This window comes from Paludibacter sp., assembly GCF_009712605.1.
GTDB lineage: Bacteria > Bacteroidota > Bacteroidia > Bacteroidales > Paludibacteraceae > Microbacter.
This window is the reverse complement of sequence record NZ_WASO01000002.1, coordinates 265137-285020: the sequence shown is the minus strand read 5'-3', so window position 1 is coordinate 285020 and position 19884 is coordinate 265137. Positions and strand designations below refer to the sequence as shown.

Genomic DNA, 19884 nt, shown 5'->3' with positions numbered 1-19884 from the left:
ATGATCTGCGGAAGTTAGGGAGCGCTTCTCTTTGGGAAAAGAGAAGCCTCCTGTTTTTTAAAACGACCCTCTGCTAAACTACCACCATTCTGCTTCTCCGAAGCAAAAGATCGGCATTATATCACTTTAGACACAATGTATATCTTTGCTTTTTTACCCCAAACCCCTTAAGGGGCTTTAATCTGCTTGTTGATATTTCTTCTCGTTTTGCAAATATGTTTTGTTCCATCCCGGAAAACGTTTTCAAGTCTTTCTGTTTGCACCGGTCAAAAGTCCCCTTAAGGGGATTAGGGGTAAAAACAATTTCTATTTACAACACATTTAACTAAAATTCAATCACATATGTCGTATTCACATAAAAGAGACCATTTCGTTTGAGCATTATCGGAAGCACTTTCTCTAATATCTTCAATACACAATCTCTGCCCGAATATTTTTCCCGTTTAATTTTTTGCTCATATATTTGCATCGTTACATTCTAACCTCCCAAAGATGGAAAACAACGACAAATATTCTGCACGGCAAATTGCGGCCGAAACGCAACGTTACATCACCAAAGTTTACCTGTGGATGTCGCTGGCATTGATCATTACCGGCGGTGTGGCAGTATGGACGGCTTCAAGTCCCGATCTTATTGCGCTCCTTCTGGGCAACAAATACGTCTTCATGGGACTGCTGATTTCCGAATTCCTGCTGGTGGCATTTCTCGTCGGATGGGTCAAACGCATGTCTCCCGAAGTGGCTTCGCTCGTATTTTTGGGCTACTCGGCACTCAATGGATTCACCTTTTCGGTCATTTTTCTGACCTTTACCATGTCGTCCATCGCCACCACGTTTTTTATTACGGCCGGAACATTTGCCGTCATGAGTATATACGGCTATTTCACAAACACGGACCTCACCCGGTGGGGTAATCTACTGATAATGGCACTTTTCGGTTTGGTCATCGCTTCGTTTATCAACCTGCTGTATCAAAGCGAAACGCTTGACTGGATCACTACGTACGCCGGCATCTTCATCTTTGTGGGACTGATTGCCTACGACACGCAGAAAATCAAGCAAATGAATATTATCGGCAACGAAGGCTCCGACGACGACAAACGCGAAGCCATCATCGGTGCGCTTACGTTGTACCTCGATTTCATCAACCTGTTCTTAAAACTGCTTCGCCTTTTCGGCAGAAGAAAATAAACACTCACGCAATGAAAAATATACTGATCATAAACGGTCATCCCGACAAAGAGAGTTTGTGCTCAGCGCTTGCCGAAGCATACGCTACTGGATTAAAAGAGTCCGGCGCCGAATGCACCTTACTGCACCTCGCCGACCTGCAATTCAATCCTATATTGCAACACGGCTACCGCAAGCGCACCGACTTGGAGCCCGACCTGCTAATGGCGCGGGAATTGATCACCAAAGCTGACCATCTTGTTTTCGTATACCCGATTTGGTGGGCTACCGAACCGGCGCTTCTCAAAGGCTTTATCGACCGCACCTTTCTTCCGGGCTTCGCCTTCCAACCAAGAGAAAATTCGCCTTTATGGGATAAGTTGCTGACCGGCAAAACCGCCCGTCTGATAGTAACGATGGATGCACCCAAATGGTACAATGCGCTGATGTACCGCAACGCCGGAATCATCGCCTTCAAAAAGGGCATTCTGGAATATTGCGGCGTGAAGCCGGTGAAAGTCACCTCATTCGGACAGGTAAAAAACTCTACAGAAGCTACCCGCGCGCAGTGGCTCGAACAGGTAACACAACTCGGACGAGCCGTAAAATAATATGACATTATATCGTTTAATTTGCTTCTTCATTTTAGCATTTGACCTCTCCCCAACCCCTCTCCCGAAGAGAGGGGCTTCACATCTGAATGAATGAGTTTTATCTCTTATTTTTACTGACGTGTTCCTCCTCGCCTTGGGAGAGGAGGTTAGGAGGAGAGGTCTAAACAAAGTAGTATTTTTATTCGATATAAACTAAAACATTTACCCACCACCCTACTCTTATATATCAATGGATCAACAGGAAATCATCGACCAGACAGCAACCTTCATTAAAAAACAACTCAGCGGCGAAAGCTCCGGCCACGACTGGTGGCACGTGTATCGTGTATGGAAAAGCGCCGTACACATTGGCAAGCAGGAGCAGACCAACCTGTTTGTGGTGGAACTGGCCGCACTGCTGCACGATATTGCCGACTGGAAATTTCACGACGGCAACGACGAAGTGGGCCCTCAACGGGCTGCCGAATGGCTACAAACGCTGCATGTTGACGATGCGACCATTGCCCACGTGTGCGACATTATCCGCCACATCTCTTTCAAAGGCGCCGGAGTAACTACCGCAATGCAAACCATCGAGGGCAAAGTGGTACAGGATGCCGACCGGCTCGATGCAATCGGCGCTATCGGCATTGCGCGTACGTTTGCGTATGGCGGCAGCAAAGGGCGCGAAATGTATAATCCCGACGTATCGCCACTTCTTCACGACTCGTTCGAAGCATACAAGCAAAACCAAAGCCACACTATCAACCATTTCTACGAAAAGCTACTGCTGCTGAAAGAGCGCATGAATACCGCCACCGCCCGCCAACTTGCAGAACAACGCCATCGGGTGATGGAAGACTACCTCAACCAATTCTATCGCGAATGGGACGGCGAAGCATAAAGCTTTGCCTCCCCGCCGATAGCCATAAACACCCATTCTGCTTAACAATCTTCTGCAATTATTGGGTTAGTCAATCGTTGATTAATCCAACAGAATCTTCTTTTCTGCCCATCCACTAAGTAGCATTTATTTTATTAAATAAAGTTTTTATATTTACAACTCGTTGATTTGTTGTTTTACCTCAAAGCTTTGTGACAAAACACACATCACAGCACATTAAATAACAACCGATTACAACAAGTCGATTCTCAGAAATCACATTTGAACAGAAACTTGTTTTAGCAAAAACACTGATACAGATTTTTCAAAACAGCATACGAATATTCTAAATTGGAAATGCACGAATGTTCGTAAATTATACGTTATTGGTTATTTTATGGTGACATACAAATTGACAACATATAAGATTTTATCAACTGGTGTAGACGGTGGACATCATTACATTTCGGCAGAAATAAATTTTGGCGGACAACCAAGAAAAATAACTGTCCTATTTAAAAATAAATCAGACGAGAAATTGCTAAAGGAGAATACAGAATTAACTGTTTCAGGAAACTTTATTGACGACGGCTTACAACAATCATTAATGCTTTTAGATGCAGAAATTGTAAATTAACAATGAACGAAATAGAGTTGCTAAATAGAATTAAGAATGCAATCGTATTACTGACTGACGGACATTCATATAAAGTTGGAGACTTGACTTTTAGTTGTCGAGACAAAAGTCATTTTTCTGTGACTGGTTGGTCATTAATGCATGATTTAAAAAACGTTACAAGAGACTCTGCCATATCTGAACTAAACAAAATAAAAGAGCTGTTTAAAAATATGACTTGTTTCTCAATGGAACTCGCAGACTTTGTAAATGGTCGACAAATTGAATATCATTTGGGTTTTGACTATGGAATGGGAGCAATTGAGATTTGTAGTGAGTCAGATGATCAATTAAAATGGAAATTAGTTTGAACAATTGAAAACAACTAATAACATCAGTTACCCGTCAAGGTCGGCAGCGGTGGTTTTCGGAGTATATCTTTCCGCTCGGGCTGCTTGTCGGCTAGACAGGAAATCGCCTGCAATCCGCTCCTGCGTGTAGCTGCCTATGTTAGCTGAAACCTTAAACGAACGGCCTAAGTAAAATAAAAAACCTAAATAATCTTGGAAAAACTAAATAATAATAAAGATATTATCAATTCAAATGAAGCATTTCAAGGTTCATTATTTGAAGAAGATTATCTTATTCGGACATTGGGGACATTAGTTCATTCACCCGAAATTGCATTAACAGAACTTGTCGCAAATGCTTGGGATGCAGGAGCTACAACTGTTGACATTTTTATACCTGAGACTTACGACCAAAAACTTATAGTTGAAGACAATGGAACTGGATTGACAGAAACGCAATTCAAAGAACGTTGGATGAAGTTAGGATATAATCGCATCAAACATCAAGGTAAAAACGTTGTATTTCCACCAAATGTTGAAGGGAAAAGATTAGCTTATGGCAGAAATGGAGTTGGTCGTCACGGATTACTCTGTTTTGACAATGAATATACTGTAATTACAAATGCAGAAGGTAATAAATCAACGTTTGTAATTACGACACAAGATGAGACACATCCATTTGTAATAAAAGATTCGCATTTTTCTAAATCCAACTCTTTTGGAACACGTCTTGAAGTGGTTGTAACCAAAAATCTTCCTAATCCTGATAAAATTTTGCAAATAATTTCTGCACGATTTCTGCACGACCCGAAGTTTATTGTTTCGATAAACAGACAAACTGTTCAATTAGAACAACATTCTGGATTAATCGACACAACAAAACTCAAAGTTGAAGAAAATATCAAACTTATAGCCCATTTCATAGATTCTCAAAAATCGGCTCGTTCAACACTATATCAAGGAATTGCCTTTTGGCAAAGCAATAGGCTTGTTGGAGAACCGTCGTGGATTTTAGGAAATGAAGTTATAATTGATGGCAGAACGAAATTTGCAAAACGTTATACTGTTGTAATTGAAACTAATGATTTAGCTGAATTCATTTACGAAGATTGGACTAGTTTCAAAAAAGCAGAAACAATGGAAAAAGTTTATATCGAAGTTTCGAATTATGTAACTAAAATGTTCGCAGAAATTGCTAAAGACACAATAGAAGAAACTAAACAACAAATTAAAAGCGATTTTCATTCAGAACTATCGCAACTTACTCCATTAGCAAAATATGAAGTCACTGAAGCTATTGAAAGTATTTCTATTATCCATCCAACTGCAAAACCGGAATCTATTTCAATTGCTGTAGAAGCAATTATAAATCTTGAAAAGACTCGTTCCGGAAAAGACTTATTAAGTAAACTGGCCAATCTTTCAGAAGATGATATTAATGGGTTAAATACACTTCTTGAAAAATGGTCAGTCAGAGATGCTTTAAGTGTTTTAGATGAGATTGATAATCGAATATCTGTAATAGAAGCCATACGTAAACTTTCAAAAGATAAAGATGTTGATGAGTTACACGTATTACATCCATTAGTTACTGGGGCAAGATGGTTATTTGGACCCGAATTTGAATCTGCCGAGTATTCATCAAATAGACAACTACAAACGGCTGTTGAAACAGTTTTTAAAAAGAAAATTGGGAAAGAAGTCTTTAATAATCATAAAAAACGTCCTGATATTGTTGTTTTACAAGATTCAACAGCATCTATAACAGGAACTGAAATTTTTGATACGGATTCTAATTTAGCTACTCTAAATAAAGTTCTTATTATCGAACTTAAAAGAGGAGGTTTTAAACTAACAAGAGACGAGAGAAATCAAGCACAAAGTTACGTTGAAGATTTTATTAATTGTGGTAATATTATAGGCAGTCCATATATTGAGGCTTTTGTTGTTGGAGAGTCTTTTAGTGAAAAAGTTCAACCTATCAGTAAAGTTGAAAATAATAACTCTGTTGAAATGGGAAAAGTTCGTATCACTACTTTTGGACAGTTAGTTGACACAGCAGAAAAAAGATTATTTGGACTACGACAAAAACTTAGTGACAGATATGACGACATTACAGGAATGGAATTATTCAAACAGCAAGCTAAACAATTAAAAGTTGATTTCGCAAGCAACTAAATATAAAATAGTTAAATAAAAGACAGACTGCTAACAATGGCTCATAGACAATGGAGGTTGAATGTTCCGACTCCTCGGATATGTAGCAAACGGTAGTATCGGCACATCTCTGATCCCGAACAAAAGAACCCCTCCGCTGCCCCACGATTAGTGGAGTGTATCGTATGCAGTCGGAGTTCTTATAAAAACAAATTGAACCATTTTTGAAGTATAAATCAATTAAAAATGAAACTATGAAATACAAATTAATTGTTTTGGTGATTTTAACGACTGCAATTTATAGTTGCAGCAAGGATATAGTAGCGCCAGTTTCGTCCTTTACACTTAACGGAGATACAATTAGCACTTTGAAATTGGGAACCTTTGATGAATTTCGGGTTACCAATAATTCAATAAATGCTGATTCAGTCCTATGGGATCTGGGAGATGGTCGCACTTCAAAAGAAAATAACTCTATATTATCCTATGCCAAATCAGGGACTTATACCTTAAAACTTATTGCCAGAAATAATAACGGAAGTTTTCGGGAATCATCAAAAAAAATTATTGTATTAGATAGAGTTCTAAAACGAATAGAAATTTCAGCTGTTTACTGGGATCCTACGAATACAACTCAGGGTTGGCCGACAACTAATTCAAATGTTGATATATATTTCCAAATTCAACAGTTTACGGATAATACGATGGATCCGATTGGCATTTATCCTAAATGTCCGGTATTGTACACATCACCAATTGTTAAAAATATCAGCAATCATACATACCGACCGAATAATCCGATTGTCTTCTATCTTGACCAAAAGTTTATCATAAATAAAGCACTTGTTCACAATCCTTTATATGGAGAGAAAAATGCTTATTTGTTTAGTGTCATGGCCAAAGACATCAACGGCAAAACTTATTGTTTAGTTAGCAGCACCTTTGTTGGAGAAGCGTTTGGCTTTCAAAGAGACAATGTAAAAGAAAATTTATTTACAATAATAGGCGGAGCAGCCGGAACATATTTCACTTTAGCAGGAACATTTGAATGAGGCTTCTCGTCCCGGAGATCTGCGATCTGTTCCGTGAAGAGTATAGGGATTTGTGATCCTGAACAAAAGACCACCCTTGCTCCTGGGCGATTACATCGCATGGGCAAACTATCCGGTGGCATAGAGCCGGCAAAAACAATAAAAATGTATGCTTATGAAAATCTACAACGGTTTAGAACCAAGGAAAGCCAATACAATCAAATTGCTTTATATCACACATAATCAACATGCTTTCCCCTTTTCAGACCGGCCGAATAACTAAACAATATAACAGATAAAAATCAACAGGATGGCAAAAATCAATGTTAAGGATACAGATATCACAATTATATCGGTTGAGGAGAAAGACTACATTTCACTTACCGACATGGCAAATGCGAAAGAAGGAGAAAGCCGTGCTGCTGATATTATTAAAAACTGGTTGAGAAACCGCTATACGCTTGAATTTCTAGGCACTTGGGAGCAAATAAATAATCCAAATTTTAAAGTGGTCGAATTTGACCACTTTAAAACTCAGGCTGGATTACCAAGTTTTGTGATAAGCGTTTCGGAATGGATAGAAAAAACTAATGCCATTGGAATTATTGTAAAAAAAGGCAAGTATGGCGGAACTTTTGCTCATAAAGACATCGCTTTTGAATTTGGTTCTGCTATCAGTGTCCCTTTTAAACTGTATTTGATCAATGAATTTCAAAGGCTAAAGGAAGAAGAACAAAAACAACTTGGTTGGACTGCAAAACGGGAATTGGCTAAATTGAATTATCACATTCATGCCGATGCAATTAAACAAAATCTCATTCCGCAAGAGCTTTCAGCGGCGCAAACATCAATCATTTACGCGAATGAAGCCGACGTTCTGAATGTTGCCTTATTTGGGATTACCGCTAAACAATGGAGAGATACAAATCCTGATTTGAAAGGAAACATTCGTGATTATGCCTCCATAACTGAATTGATTTGCTTATCAAATATGGAAAACCTGAATGCTGTATTTATCAACGAACAGATACCCCAAAAAGAACGATTGATAAAACTAAACCAAATAGCAATTCAGCAAATGAGTATTTTACAAGGTGTTGAAAATGGGAAACTACTGAAATAAAATATTAAATCCGACTCCTCGGATATGTATCAAATTTACGGCACATAGCCTCAACCGTTGTAGGCAAGCAAAAAACCAGTGCTGAAAATAAACTGACATGAAAAATAAAAAAGTATTACTCTTTCTTTCTCAAGGATTCGAAGAATATGAAGCCGGAGTATTCACAGATGTGATTGGTTGGAGCAGGGAGTTAGGAATCGAACCTGTAGATATGATATCCACGGCACTCAGACCTGAGATTAAATGCAAATGGAACCTAATTGTTCGTCCTGAGATTGAATTTGACAAAATAGACTTTAATGAATATGACGCTTTAGCAATTCCTGGTGGATTTAAAAATTCAGGATATTATGAAGATGTTTTTGATGAGCGATTTCAGGATGTAATACGCCGTTTTGACAAAGACAATAAAATAATTGCAGCGGTTTGCGCCGCCGCAGCACCTGTTGCAAAATCCGGTGTTTTAAAGGGCAGAATGGCTACTACATACGATTTAACGGATATATATGGAAGAAACTATCTTGCTGAATTTGGCGTAAACGTGCAGGATAAGCATGTAGTAATTGATAGAAATATTATTACCTCGACAGGCCCTGCCACAGGATTAGATGTCGCATTTAAGCTATTAGAAATGTTGACTTCGAAAAACAACGTAGATGAGGTAAAGAAATATATGAGATTTACGAATAAATAAACAGTCAACTTGATGGCGCCAGTACGCTGATATCGGACTTTTCGGATATGTAGACGGGATTGGGTTGTATGCCTGATTTGCAAGAGAGTCAGATGATCCGCAATAGAGAGAAACCTGCACAAATAGTGACTTAATTTATCTAACAAAATGATCCTTGAAACACCCCGGCTATATCTTAGGCTGTTAACGCCGGAGGATGCCTCCGAACTCTCTTTAGTCTTGTCTGACAAGGAGTCCATGAAGCATTATCCGCATCCGTTTTCACAAGAGGAGGTTATGGCGTGGATAGAGCGCAATCTGCAACGTTATCAAAATGAAGGATTTGGATTGTGGGCTGTCATCCGGAAAGCAGATAATCAGTTTCTGGGAGATTGTGGAATTACCTTACAGAATATCGATGGTGATATTTTGCCGGAAATTGGTTTCCATATCATTAAAAAGTACTGTAATGCGGGCTATGCCACCGAAGCGGCTGAAGCCTGTAAAAGATATGCTATTGAACAATTAGGCTATCAGTCGGTTTACTCCTATTCGGAGGTGGGAAACAAGGCGTCACAGAAGGTTGCGTCGAAAATAGGAATGCGTCCGGTCAAAACGTTCTGCAAAGATGGAATAGAAAAAGTGGTATATGTTTATAGACGCGAATAGAGAAATGCATTTGCAAATAGACAGAGCTTAGTTCGTTGTTTTTTATTGAAACAAAATGAAAATACTGCTAACCGGATCTTCCGGATACATTGGGAAACGGCTTCTGCCTGTGTTAATTGAAAACGGGCATTCTGTAATTTGCTGTGTCAGGGACATTAAGAGATTCTCTGTTCCGGAATCATTAAAGTCAAAAATACAGGTCATTCAGATTGACTTGCTTGATAATGATTCGCTGGCAAATATTCCCAAAGAGATAGATGGAGCCTTTTATCTGGTTCATTCTATGTCGTCATCATCCGACTATCATATTCAGGAACAGAAATCGGCAGAAAATTTCAGGAATGCAATGGCTCAAACCAGTGTGCGTCATGTTGTTTATTTAAGTGGAATAGTGAATGAAACGACATTGTCGAAGCACTTGTTATCAAGAAAAAATGTTGAACTGGAACTGAGTAAGGGACACTATCAGTTTACTACACTCAGAGCTGGTATTATTATCGGATCGGGAAGCGCATCATTCGAGATAATGCGTGATCTGGTAGAAAAACTACCCGTTATGATTGCTCCGAGATGGTTAAACACCCGATGTCAGCCTATAGCAATATCAGATGTGATCAACATTCTCTCGAAAACAATATTCAACCCCCAAACATTCAATAACAATTTTGATATAGGAGGCCCCGATATTTTGTCATATAAAGAAATGCTTTTGAAATTTGCCGGTGTCAGAAAGTTAAAACGGCACATTTTGATTGTACCGGTTATGACTCCTAAATTATCGTCTTACTGGTTGTATTTTGTCACTTCAACATCGTATAAACTGGCAGTTGCCCTCGTAAATAGCATGAAAGTAGAAGTAGTCTGCCGTAACGATGATATTAATAAAATACTGGAGATTGCCCCCATCGACTACCAGACCGCATTAGAAAGAGCATTTAGTAAAATTGAAAGCAATGAGGTAGTCTCAAGTTGGAAAGATGCTTTCATAAGCAGTAGTTTTAACCTGAACGTATCAGAATTTATTCGGGTACCAATTTTTGGATGTTTTCAGGACATTAGAGAAAAAACATTCTTTGATCGGGATGATTGCATTAACAAAATATGGTGTATTGGAGGCGAAAATGGGTGGTATTATGCCAATTGGCTATGGCGCACAAGGGGTCTTCTCGATAAGATAGCCGGTGGGGTTGGGCTAAGAAGAGGTCGCACATCGGCCAATTCTTTAAACGTTGGTGATGCATTGGACTTCTGGAGAGTATTGTATGCAGACAAAACGGAAGGCCGATTACTCCTGTTTGCAGAAATGAAATTGCCGGGTGAAGCATGGCTGGAGTTCAGAATTGTTGAAAATAAATTGATACAAACAGCGACATTCCGACCAAAGGGTTTAATGGGGCGTTTATACTGGTTTGCTGTTCTTCCATTCCATAGTTTTATTTTCAAAGGGATGATTCAAAAACTAACCCAATAACGTAAAAGTACGCAAGAAAGCGGCCATTCCAGGCATGATGTCTGAACAGAACAGTTTGTTTCGTTCCGGCTGATCTGCTATCCGTCGCCGTGAAGAGTGTTGGGATCTGTGATTCTGAACAAAAGAGCAACTAAATAATCAATGCCAAACAAACGACATCAGTCAATTGTTATCAGATTAGAAATCCTTTAACTCGATTAGCTATCGCTGATTTTAAATTCCACCGTAGGATTGCAATTGAATATCAACGCAAGTTAAATCCGACAGAACACGCAATTGCAAGAAAGTCTACATATAACATTATAATTCATGGACTTACAGAACAAAACGGAAAAGTTAAAAAAGGCTCTGACAGCCTTCGTGATGAATCTGATCATGTGTATTTTTTCTTTAATCATGTCAATCAAATCGATCGACAGCCAGATTATATGGAAGGTCATTGCTTCTTGTGCCAGTTTTGTGATCTTTCTGACCATGACTATCTTAGTTTTCAGACAATTGATGCGATTAAAGAAAATTGCCTGATATTAAAACCCGCTACTGATTGCGCTTATATGACCGATGTGCCAGCGCAGCACAGGCATAACTAATGCTCTCTCAGACCAACAATAGAATGATTAACCAGAACACACTATAACAACCTCATTTAAAACTATTTATTATAAAAAGAACAGTAGTAATAGCCGTTTTGATGGCCGGATGTTTTTTGCCGGCATTTGCTCAGCGCGTCACAGTATTCCGCAACAAGTTGCTTCAGCCAGACTCTACTCTTTATCAAAGGGCATTAAAAAACAACCAGACTGCAATCTACACATGGAAATCTGACAACTCTAAATCGAAATTAAATAATCCGGCAACCGACAATCTGAATCTAACAATGAAAAGTCACCTTGAAATGGAAAAAATGCCGTGTGTAAAATCGCCTCAAAAATTCCGGATGCCTGTAAGTAAATCTGATACGGTAGTAAAACGCACCATGCTGATAAAGAAGTTCTGATAATTGTTTCGTCGGCTTTGTAATCACCAGCGGTTGAAGCTACCCCAAATGAAAATTATCATTTTATGAAACAGCTCTTTTTTATTCCATTTCTTTTTTGTGCATTGCACTGCTTTGGACAATCGTATGACATTAAGATCAACAACGATTATTTTCTTTTGGGAACCCTGAACGATTACATGGGCAGGGACAAATACAGTGCGGTAACAAATCGGGTTGATGAGTATTATCCGAATGAACAATCTCTTGTATCCTATCTTGATTCCATCTTTCAAAACAGCTATCCGGATTTGGCTCCGTCAAAAAGCCCCAAAACGGGCAGATTAGAATTGCGATCAACGCTTTTAGCGCAAAAGATGAACGATTTCTATGATTTTCAATCTTCCGGTCGTGGCATTTATTGCGGAAAAGCCGATTTCAACACATTAGAACTTGACTCCTTAGCAAAAACACCTGATTTTCGCTCAAAATATTTCGAGTCCGTTTATACAGGACGTGTGAAGGCTGACATTTTCACAAGCGACTCCGAACGGTTTTCTTTCATTGTGGGAGCATTCATACGGTTTGGGGGCAAAAAAGATTCCCTTTACTACATAAGCATTCCCAACTCCGTTAGTAAGGTAAACGTTCTGGCAGAACAGCTGAAATACCTGAAATGTACCAACGTGAACTACATCATCAAAAAAGACTACATCCCCTGTAGTCACACGGTATATTTCACCCCAACAGAAGAATTGAAAAATTATCTTGAAACGAGCCGACACAAATTTGGAGGTTTATAGACAAACTCATTCACGCTGTTGTGTCAACATCCGCTCTCGTCCGTTAGTTTTTTCAACTCAACAACAGTTATTTAAAACAAATACTAAATTCAGACCTGTTTTGTAATTAAAATAAAATTCGCACCTTTGCATTTCCAATTAATTTTTCTGACAGCCATTTTATGAGACTCATATTCTGGCTGTTTTTTAATTTATCAGTCATGGTATTATCTGTCATTTTTCCGAACTGATGAAATATTTATCGTCAAAACCCTATAAACGTTACGAAACAATTTCAAATTTTCCACTAAAACCAAATTAATTTACAAATGAAAAAAATTCTGACTTTAGCTGTAGTATTGATGGCAGCTGTAACCATGAAAGCTCAAACGGACGTGCAAGCATTGTATCATTTCACAAACGGAGAAAAACACCTTACCTCAACGGTCGAAATGTTTAAGACAGACAATAATGGCAGCAACTATTTCTTTGTCGACTTCGACTACGGTATGCAAGGAGTAAAAGGAGCAACTCAGGCCTACTGGGAAATTTCCCGTGGTATCAAATTCTGGAAAGCTCCATTCGAAATTCATGTGGAATACGATGGCGGGTTAGGACAATTTGTATCTACTCCTTTCAATGGAGCTTACACCATCAAAGATGCATGGTTGTTTGGCGGACAGTATACATGGAACACTGCGGATTTCTCGAAGATCTTTACTCTTCAGGCTATGTACAAAACTATCCGCAACAAAAACAAAGCCTCTTTCCAGATCACTGGTGTTTGGACATTAAACTTCTTTAAAAACAAATTTACTGCCAGTGGGTTCCTCGATTTTTGGAAAGAGGATAACACATTTGCTGATGGTGCTACAAGAAGCTACACAATGGTATCACAACCTCAGTTCTGGTATAACTACGACAAACACCTTTCTTTAGGTAGTGAAATCGACTTAAGCTATGGTTTTGCCAGTCACAAAAATTTCTATGTGAATCCGACCATCGCCGCTAAATGGACATTCTAAATTCAGAACAAAGATATTAGATCATTATCTCAACAAATCATTTATAAACAAATTATTATGCTGGATCGTTTTTTCAAACTCACCGATAATAAAACCAACGTTCGCACGGAGGTGATTGCCGGTGTTACCACATTTATGACGATGGCATATATCCTGTTCCTCAATCCGAACATTCTCTCGGTGACCGGAATGGATAAAAATGCTGTGTTCTTCGCTACTGCCGTTGGTGCAGGTATCGTAACTATCGCTATGGGTCTGATTGCCAACTTCCCGATGGCATTAGCTCCTGGTATGGGCCTTAACGCGCTGTTTGCTACCGTTGCCGTAGCTGGTGTTGGTATGATGTCATGGCAGGTCGGGCTGGGTGCCGTATTTATCTCGGGTATCATCTTTATCATTCTTACGGTAACCCGCATCCGACAAATACTGGTTGTGGCCGTTCCCACGTCTATGAAACTGGCCATAACGGTCGGTATCGGATTGTTCATCACCATTATCGGGTTGAAGCTCTCCGAAGTAATGACCGTTAGCACAGCGGCTATTCAACCTACGATGGATGCAATGGCCAAAAACGGTGGTCATGCATTGCTGAAATTCTTCGAATGGAATGTGGGCATCGGTTCGTTCAAGAATCCTTCTATGTTGCTTTGCATCATTGGCCTTACCATCACTGCTATCCTGATGGCACGCAAAATCAAAGGAGCTTTATTGATCGGCATCGTGGCTACCACCCTGATCGGAATCCCGATGGGTGTTACCGTTATCCCGGCTAACTTCACCTTCTTCGCATTGCCCGATTTCCACAATTTGGCAGTTGGTGCACTCGACATCAAAGGCGCATTCAGCATGGGTATCTGGACGGTAGTGTTCACCTTTACCTTCGTTGAATTGTTCGATACGTTCGGAACTCTGGTCGGAACTGCCAACAAAGCAGGCCTGATCGACAAAGACGGCAACTCTCCCAAAATCGGGAAAGCGATGCTGGTAGATGCTATCGGGGTATCGTTCGGTGCATTGATGGGAACTTCAACCATTACCACTTACGTGGAAAGTGCTGCCGGTATCGGCGAAGGTGGCCGTACAGGTCTTACTGCTATCACCACCGGTTTACTCTTCCTGTTGGCGCTGTTGATTGCTCCGCTGGCTCAGCTGATTCCCGATGCTGCCACTGCTCCCGCCTTGATTATCGTGGGTGTTTTGATGGCCTCTTCCATAGTAGATATCGACTTCAAAGACTTTACCGAAGGTTTCCCCGCTTTCATGACTTTTGCCCTGATGCCTTTCACATATAGCATCGCTAACGGTATTGCAGGCGGTATCGTATTTTACACCATTTTGAAAGTAGTAACCGGTCAGGCTAAAAAAGTACACTGGATGATGTACCTGCTTTTCGCGCTGGTAGTAGCACGTTATATATTCCTGAGCGAATAAAGAAACTGCTAATAAACAATCGAAAGCCCTTTGAAGCTCAATTGCTCAAAGGGCTTTTTTTATGAATTAAAATTTGCTTTTGACAAAGAAATTATTCACCTTTGGAATCTGTTCTTTTGTCTATAACCTTATTACTATGGCAACAATCCTCATTACCGGTGGCACTGGCCTTATCGGCAATTATCTTTCGCGGTTTCTCAAAGAAAAGGGCTACACGGTTGCCCTGCTGAGCCGTTCGGGCAAGCATTCGGAAGAATTTCCGGTCTACTTTTGGGACATCGACAAGCAGATTATCGACCCGAAAGCCATCACTTCTGCCGACTATATCATCCATCTTGCCGGAGAAAATATCGGGGCAAAACGATGGACGGAAGAACGCAAAAAAGAGATTATCTCCAGCCGGATTCTGCCAACACAGCTTCTTTTTGATGCCATTTCGAAAAGTACACACAAACCCGCAGCCTTTATTTCGGCGTCAGCCATAGGATATTACGGAGCCATCACATCGCAACATATCTTTACCGAAACCGATCCGGCGGCAAACGACTTTTTGGGTCATACCTGTCGCCAGTGGGAAAGCGAAGTGGACAGAATCGGCGAACTAGGCATCAGAACCGTCAAAATCAGAACCGGAATTGCCCTAACCTCGACGGGAGGAGCTCTCGAAAAAATTAAAAAACCGATAGCACTCGGTCTTGGTGCTCCTTTAGGGACAGGCAATCAATATATGCCATGGATACATATCGATGATTTGTGCCACATTTATCTGAAAGCCATTGAAGATACAACCATGCAAGGTGCTTATAATGCCATCGCTCCGGAGCACGCAACCAACCGACAGCTAATGGAAGCCATTGCCCAGGTGCTGCACAAAAAAATCCGTCTTCCGAAAATACCATCCACCGTGCTCAAATTAGCTTTGGGTCCAATGTCCGAAATGTTATTAACCGGCAGCCGTGTTTCGTCCGAAAAGCTCATTGAGTCAGGCTTTCAGTTCCGTTTCGCAAACCTGCAAAATGCACTTACTGATTTATTTCAAAAAGAAATCCGGTTATAATGAACATTAAATCAAATTGATTATTAATGTTTTATTCGGACCTCTCCTCTCACGACGACTTCGTGTCGGAGTCAGATATTTATCGTCTGACCTAACCTACTCTCCCAAGGAGAGGAGGAACAAGACAGTAAAGATATAAGACAAAGCTCATTAATACAGATGTAAAGCCCCTCTCTTTGGGAGAGGGGTTGGGGAGAGGTCAAAGACTAAAAATAAGAAATAAATTAAACAACATAATGTCTAATGAAAATTAAATCAATTGTACTGTTTGTTCTTATCCTGTTGCACAGTCCGGTAACAGGGCAAAACGCAACAGTTAAAATCAAAATATCCGACGACATCGATCTAATCCGGCTTTCGCCCAATGCCTATATTCACGTATCAAGGGCACCCATGGGCTCATTCGGGCTGGTTTCCTCTAACGGGTTGATCTTTATAGAAAAAGGCAAAGCATTCCTTTTCGATACTCCGGCCAACAACACCCAAACAAAACAATTGATAAAATGGGTGGAAGATTCGCTACATGTCAGATTTGTCGGATTCGTACCCAACCATTGGCATGAGGACTGTATGGGAGGACTTGGCTACCTCAAAACGCGTCATATCCCGTCATACGCCAACCGGATGACCATCGCTCTTGCCAGGCAACATCACCTTCCTGTTCCGGAGAAAGGATTCAAAGATTCGCTGATTCTGCATCTTGGCAACAAATGGATAGAATGTTATTATCCGGGCAAAGGCCATTCCACAGACAATATCGTGGTATGGATTCCTTCCGAAAAGATATTGTTTGCCGGCTGCATGGTCAAAGAGATGAAGGCTAATACCAAAGGTAATCTCTCGGATGCAGACATAAAAGCCTGGCCTTCTACCATCAAAAAGGTGATGGCAAAATTTCCATCTGCCCGCATCGTGATTCCCGGACACGGAGAAGCCGGAGGGTTTGATTTGCTTCAACACACCATTGAAGTAGTCTGCAAATAGTCTCTACCAGACGATTCCGATTTTCACACAGTTGCAATCTAACTCTATTTTACTACCTTTGCATGAAGTTTTTAAGATACAGACATGGGCAGAATACTCGCCATTGATTACGGACAAAAACGCGTCGGAATCGCAGTTACCGATATACTGCGCATTACGGCTAATGGACTGACAACAGTACCTGTTGCTCAGATATTTGAGTTTCTGACAGACTATTTTGCGAAAGAGCAGGTAGACATAGTGGTGGTAGGCTTACCAAAGCAAATGAACAACCAACCATCGGAATCGATGCGATTTATAACTCCGTTTATCAACGGATTCAAGAAGCGTTTTCCTGCAATGACGATAGAGATGTACGATGAGCGTTTCACTTCCGTTTTGGCACACAAAGCCATGCTTGACGGAGGACTCAAAAAAAAAGCACGTCAGGACAAAGCGTTGGTCGATCAAATCAGTGCCACCATCATTTTGCAATCGTATCTTGAAAGCAAAAGACAATTTTGATTTATTAATAGCTAACCATTAACGACAAGTGATTTATCCTATTTACACTTACGGCCAGCCTGTTTTAAGAAAAGTAGCAGACCCAATTGACGCCAACTATCCGGATCTAAAGAAAGTAATCGACAATATGTTCGAAACCCTCTATAATTCAGAAGGTATCGGTCTGGCTGCGCCTCAGGTTGGACTTTCCATACGTTTGATTGTAATTGATTTAGCTCCACTTTCAGAAACAAAAACAGAACTTCGCGACTTCAAGAAAGTACTTATCAATGCTGAGATTCTTGAACGCAGCGGAGAAGAAGTCAAAGAGGAAGAAGGCTGTCTGAGCCTCCCCGGAATTCAGGAATATGTTCCCAGAAGTAATAAAATCACCATTCGTTATTACGACGAAAACTTCACAGAACATACCGAATCGTACGAAGGTTATACTGCCAGAGTTATTCAACATGAGTACGATCATATTGACGGGCACATGTTTATCGATCATATTTCACCTATCCGCCGCCAGTTAATCAAAGGAAAATTGTTGGCAATAAGCAAAGGAACGGTAAAATGCAGCTATAAGATTAAGCCTGTAAAATAAAGCGACGATATGTCTTATTCATCCAAACATATTTGCTCAAAAATCGGATACCTCCGTTTCATTGCAGTAATCTGCATCGGACTGTTGGTGAACTCATGTTCCATTTCGTATAAATTCAACGGATCATCCATTGATTATACGAAAACCAAAACAATCACCATTGCCGACTTTCCGAATAACGCGACATTGGTTTACCCGCAATTGGCGTCGAAACTCAATACCGCACTGAAAGATTTCTTTAACCGCAGAACAAAATTGCAGCAGGTTAAACGCAATGGAGACATGCAAATTGAGGGTGAAATTACCGACTACAGACTGACTCCGCTATCGATTCAGGCAAATGCCTTGGCTGCACAAACACAGCTAACAATGACGGTACGCTTCAAATATACCAATACTAAGAACCCGAAAGATGATCTAGAGACCACTCTCTCAGCCTCTCAGACATTCGACAGTTCAAAGATGCTGACTGCCGTTCAGGAAGCACTTGCAGATGAGATGGTAAAAGAAATTACCGAAAAGATATACAACCAGACAGTGGCAAGATGGTAATCAAACGTTCGTTATGACAATAGAACAGCTTTCTCAATGGATGCACGAGCCACACACTCTCAATCAGGAACAGGTGGCCGAACTCAGGAAACTTTGTGAAGAGTTCCCCTATTTTGCCGTTTGCAGAATGCTACTACTAAAAGGACTTCGCAACACCAACGATGTTCTTTTTGAATCCGAAATCCGCAAAACAGCAATCTATTGCCCTGACCGACGAAAGCTCTACTTTCTGCTTTATCCTGTTACCGACACGCAAACTCAGTCGGGAAATCTTTCTAAAGCTTCTTACAATGATGTGCCCGGTGATTACTTCAGCCTGCAAGAAGTTAATGAGCCGGCAGACAAATCTCAGTCGCTCAAGAATCTTGCTCAAAAGCTAAAAGAAGCACGCCAACAAAAAGCTGCGACAGCAACAACCATCCGGACAACTACTCCTTCACCGGAAATCGAAGAAGAACCCACGAAACCCGTAGAGGAAGAACTTATTTTCACGGAAGATGAAGCAATTCGCCTGATTAGAGCCAAGGATTTTGAAAAAGCACTTAAAATATTACGCGTTTTACATTTGAATATTCCAGAAAAAAGTGTTTACTTTGCAGACCAAATTCGGTATTTAGAAAAAATTATCGCAACTATTAATAAATCATAGCTATATGTACATTTTAGCAACTATTTTGATTGTTTTGGCAGCCATTTTGATGGTACTTGTCGTATTGGTTCAAAATTCCAAAGGCGGCGGGTTAGTATCTGGTTTTTCATCTTCCAACCAAATTATGGGTGTTCGTAAAACCACAGACTTCCTTGAAAAAGCAACCTGGGTATTAGCAATTACAATCGTAGTACTGAGCGTTGTTGCCACAGGTTATGTAGAAAAACAATCTATACAGGCAGGTTCTGATGTAACTGAAGGTGCAAGCGCTGCACAACAACAGGAAGCTTCAAAAACTAAGATCCCGAATTTCAACGAAAACGCTAAGCCTCAATCGCAACCTCAGCAACAACCGGCTCAGCCTGCCAAACCGGCAAAATAAAAAAGAAAAAATTACGCGCTAAGTGCAAAATTGCATTGGTTTTTTTGCAATAAAAATTGTACCTTTGCAGCGCAAAATCGGGGTGTAGCACAGTTGGCTAGCGCGCCACGTTCGGGACGTGGAGGTCGGAAGTTCGAGTCTTCTCACCCCGACCAAAAAGACCTGCAAATAGATCATTTGCAGGTCTTTTTTATTATAAATTTTCAACTACAATCAAACGACA

At 40.4% G+C, this 19884-nt stretch carries 23 protein-coding genes and 1 tRNA gene; all 24 read left to right on the top strand.

What is annotated here, in order from left to right; all coding sequences use genetic code 11:
• Positions 1 to 492: 492 nt before the first annotated feature.
• The 24 genes from F8N35_RS04205 (at position 493) to F8N35_RS04090 (ending at position 19816) form a co-directional block, all read left to right on the top strand.
• The gene (locus F8N35_RS04205) at positions 493 to 1191 is read left to right on the top strand and encodes a Bax inhibitor-1/YccA family protein (protein ID WP_293050100.1); all 699 of its coding nucleotides are present in this window, start codon (positions 493 to 495) and stop codon (positions 1189 to 1191) included.
• Between the two features lie 11 nt (positions 1192 to 1202).
• The gene (locus F8N35_RS04200; protein ID WP_293050099.1) at positions 1203 to 1781 is read left to right on the top strand and encodes an NAD(P)H-dependent oxidoreductase; all 579 of its coding nucleotides are present in this window, start codon (positions 1203 to 1205) and stop codon (positions 1779 to 1781) included.
• Between the two features lie 232 nt (positions 1782 to 2013).
• The gene (locus F8N35_RS04195) at positions 2014 to 2667 is read left to right on the top strand and encodes an HD domain-containing protein (RefSeq protein ID WP_293050098.1); all 654 of its coding nucleotides are present in this window, start codon (positions 2014 to 2016) and stop codon (positions 2665 to 2667) included.
• A gap of 376 nt (positions 2668 to 3043) precedes the next feature.
• A complete protein-coding gene (locus F8N35_RS04190) occupies positions 3044 to 3283 on the top strand; it encodes a hypothetical protein (protein ID WP_293050097.1) in 240 nt (79 codons plus the stop codon).
• A gap of 2 nt (positions 3284 to 3285) precedes the next feature.
• Complete coding sequence (locus F8N35_RS04185) at positions 3286 to 3633, top strand: hypothetical protein (RefSeq protein ID WP_293050096.1); 348 nt, start codon at positions 3286 to 3288, stop codon at positions 3631 to 3633.
• Positions 3634 to 3825: 192 nt separating this feature from the next.
• Positions 3826 to 5790 carry an ATP-binding protein gene (locus F8N35_RS04180; RefSeq protein WP_293050095.1) on the top strand — a complete coding sequence of 655 codons (1965 nt, stop codon included), beginning with the start codon at positions 3826 to 3828 and terminating at the stop codon, positions 5788 to 5790.
• 233 nt (positions 5791 to 6023) lie between these two features.
• A complete protein-coding gene (locus F8N35_RS04175; protein WP_293050094.1) occupies positions 6024 to 6821 on the top strand; it encodes a PKD domain-containing protein in 798 nt (265 codons plus the stop codon).
• 289 nt (positions 6822 to 7110) lie between these two features.
• Complete coding sequence (locus F8N35_RS04170; RefSeq protein ID WP_293050093.1) at positions 7111 to 7923, top strand: KilA-N domain-containing protein; 813 nt, start codon at positions 7111 to 7113, stop codon at positions 7921 to 7923.
• Between the two features lie 97 nt (positions 7924 to 8020).
• A complete protein-coding gene (locus F8N35_RS04165) occupies positions 8021 to 8617 on the top strand; it encodes a DJ-1/PfpI family protein (protein WP_293050092.1) in 597 nt (198 codons plus the stop codon).
• A 147-nt stretch (positions 8618 to 8764) separates the two neighbouring features.
• On the top strand, positions 8765 to 9265 hold the full coding sequence (locus F8N35_RS04160) for a GNAT family N-acetyltransferase (protein ID WP_293050091.1): 501 nt from the start codon (positions 8765 to 8767) through the stop codon (positions 9263 to 9265).
• A gap of 55 nt (positions 9266 to 9320) precedes the next feature.
• Positions 9321 to 10736 (top strand): SDR family oxidoreductase, encoded by a 1416-nt coding sequence (locus F8N35_RS04155; protein WP_293050090.1) that lies wholly within the window; start codon positions 9321 to 9323, stop codon positions 10734 to 10736.
• 309 nt (positions 10737 to 11045) lie between these two features.
• Positions 11046 to 11261: a hypothetical protein gene (locus tag F8N35_RS04150; RefSeq protein ID WP_293050089.1), complete on the top strand. Its 216-nt coding sequence runs from the start codon at positions 11046 to 11048 to the stop codon at positions 11259 to 11261.
• 166 nt (positions 11262 to 11427) lie between these two features.
• Positions 11428 to 11733, top strand: a complete 306-nt coding sequence (locus F8N35_RS04145) for a hypothetical protein (protein ID WP_293050088.1) — start codon at positions 11428 to 11430, stop codon at positions 11731 to 11733.
• Positions 11734 to 11798: 65 nt separating this feature from the next.
• Positions 11799 to 12515: a hypothetical protein gene (locus F8N35_RS04140; protein WP_293050087.1), complete on the top strand. Its 717-nt coding sequence runs from the start codon at positions 11799 to 11801 to the stop codon at positions 12513 to 12515.
• Positions 12516 to 12823: 308 nt separating this feature from the next.
• Entirely contained in the window at positions 12824 to 13519 is a 696-nt protein-coding gene (locus F8N35_RS04135) for a DUF5020 family protein (protein WP_293050086.1), read from the top strand.
• A 57-nt stretch (positions 13520 to 13576) separates the two neighbouring features.
• Positions 13577 to 14950 (top strand): NCS2 family permease, encoded by a 1374-nt coding sequence (locus F8N35_RS04130; RefSeq protein ID WP_293050085.1) that lies wholly within the window; start codon positions 13577 to 13579, stop codon positions 14948 to 14950.
• A 136-nt stretch (positions 14951 to 15086) separates the two neighbouring features.
• Positions 15087 to 16007: a TIGR01777 family oxidoreductase gene (locus F8N35_RS04125; protein ID WP_293050084.1), complete on the top strand. Its 921-nt coding sequence runs from the start codon at positions 15087 to 15089 to the stop codon at positions 16005 to 16007.
• Positions 16008 to 16256: 249 nt separating this feature from the next.
• A complete protein-coding gene (gene bla / locus F8N35_RS04120) occupies positions 16257 to 16991 on the top strand; it encodes a subclass B1 metallo-beta-lactamase (RefSeq protein ID WP_293050107.1) in 735 nt (244 codons plus the stop codon).
• An 84-nt stretch (positions 16992 to 17075) separates the two neighbouring features.
• Complete coding sequence (gene ruvX / locus F8N35_RS04115; protein ID WP_293050083.1) at positions 17076 to 17495, top strand: Holliday junction resolvase RuvX; 420 nt, start codon at positions 17076 to 17078, stop codon at positions 17493 to 17495.
• Positions 17496 to 17523: 28 nt separating this feature from the next.
• Positions 17524 to 18078 (top strand): peptide deformylase, encoded by a 555-nt coding sequence (gene def / locus F8N35_RS04110; protein ID WP_293050082.1) that lies wholly within the window; start codon positions 17524 to 17526, stop codon positions 18076 to 18078.
• A gap of 9 nt (positions 18079 to 18087) precedes the next feature.
• Entirely contained in the window at positions 18088 to 18630 is a 543-nt protein-coding gene (locus F8N35_RS04105; RefSeq protein WP_293050081.1) for an LptE family protein, read from the top strand.
• 13 nt (positions 18631 to 18643) lie between these two features.
• Positions 18644 to 19279 carry a hypothetical protein gene (locus F8N35_RS04100; protein WP_293050080.1) on the top strand — a complete coding sequence of 212 codons (636 nt, stop codon included), beginning with the start codon at positions 18644 to 18646 and terminating at the stop codon, positions 19277 to 19279.
• A 4-nt stretch (positions 19280 to 19283) separates the two neighbouring features.
• Positions 19284 to 19661, top strand: a complete 378-nt coding sequence (gene secG / locus F8N35_RS04095; RefSeq protein WP_293050079.1) for a preprotein translocase subunit SecG — start codon at positions 19284 to 19286, stop codon at positions 19659 to 19661.
• 78 nt (positions 19662 to 19739) lie between these two features.
• Positions 19740 to 19816 (top strand) — tRNA-Pro (locus F8N35_RS04090).
• Positions 19817 to 19884 lie beyond the last annotated feature (68 nt).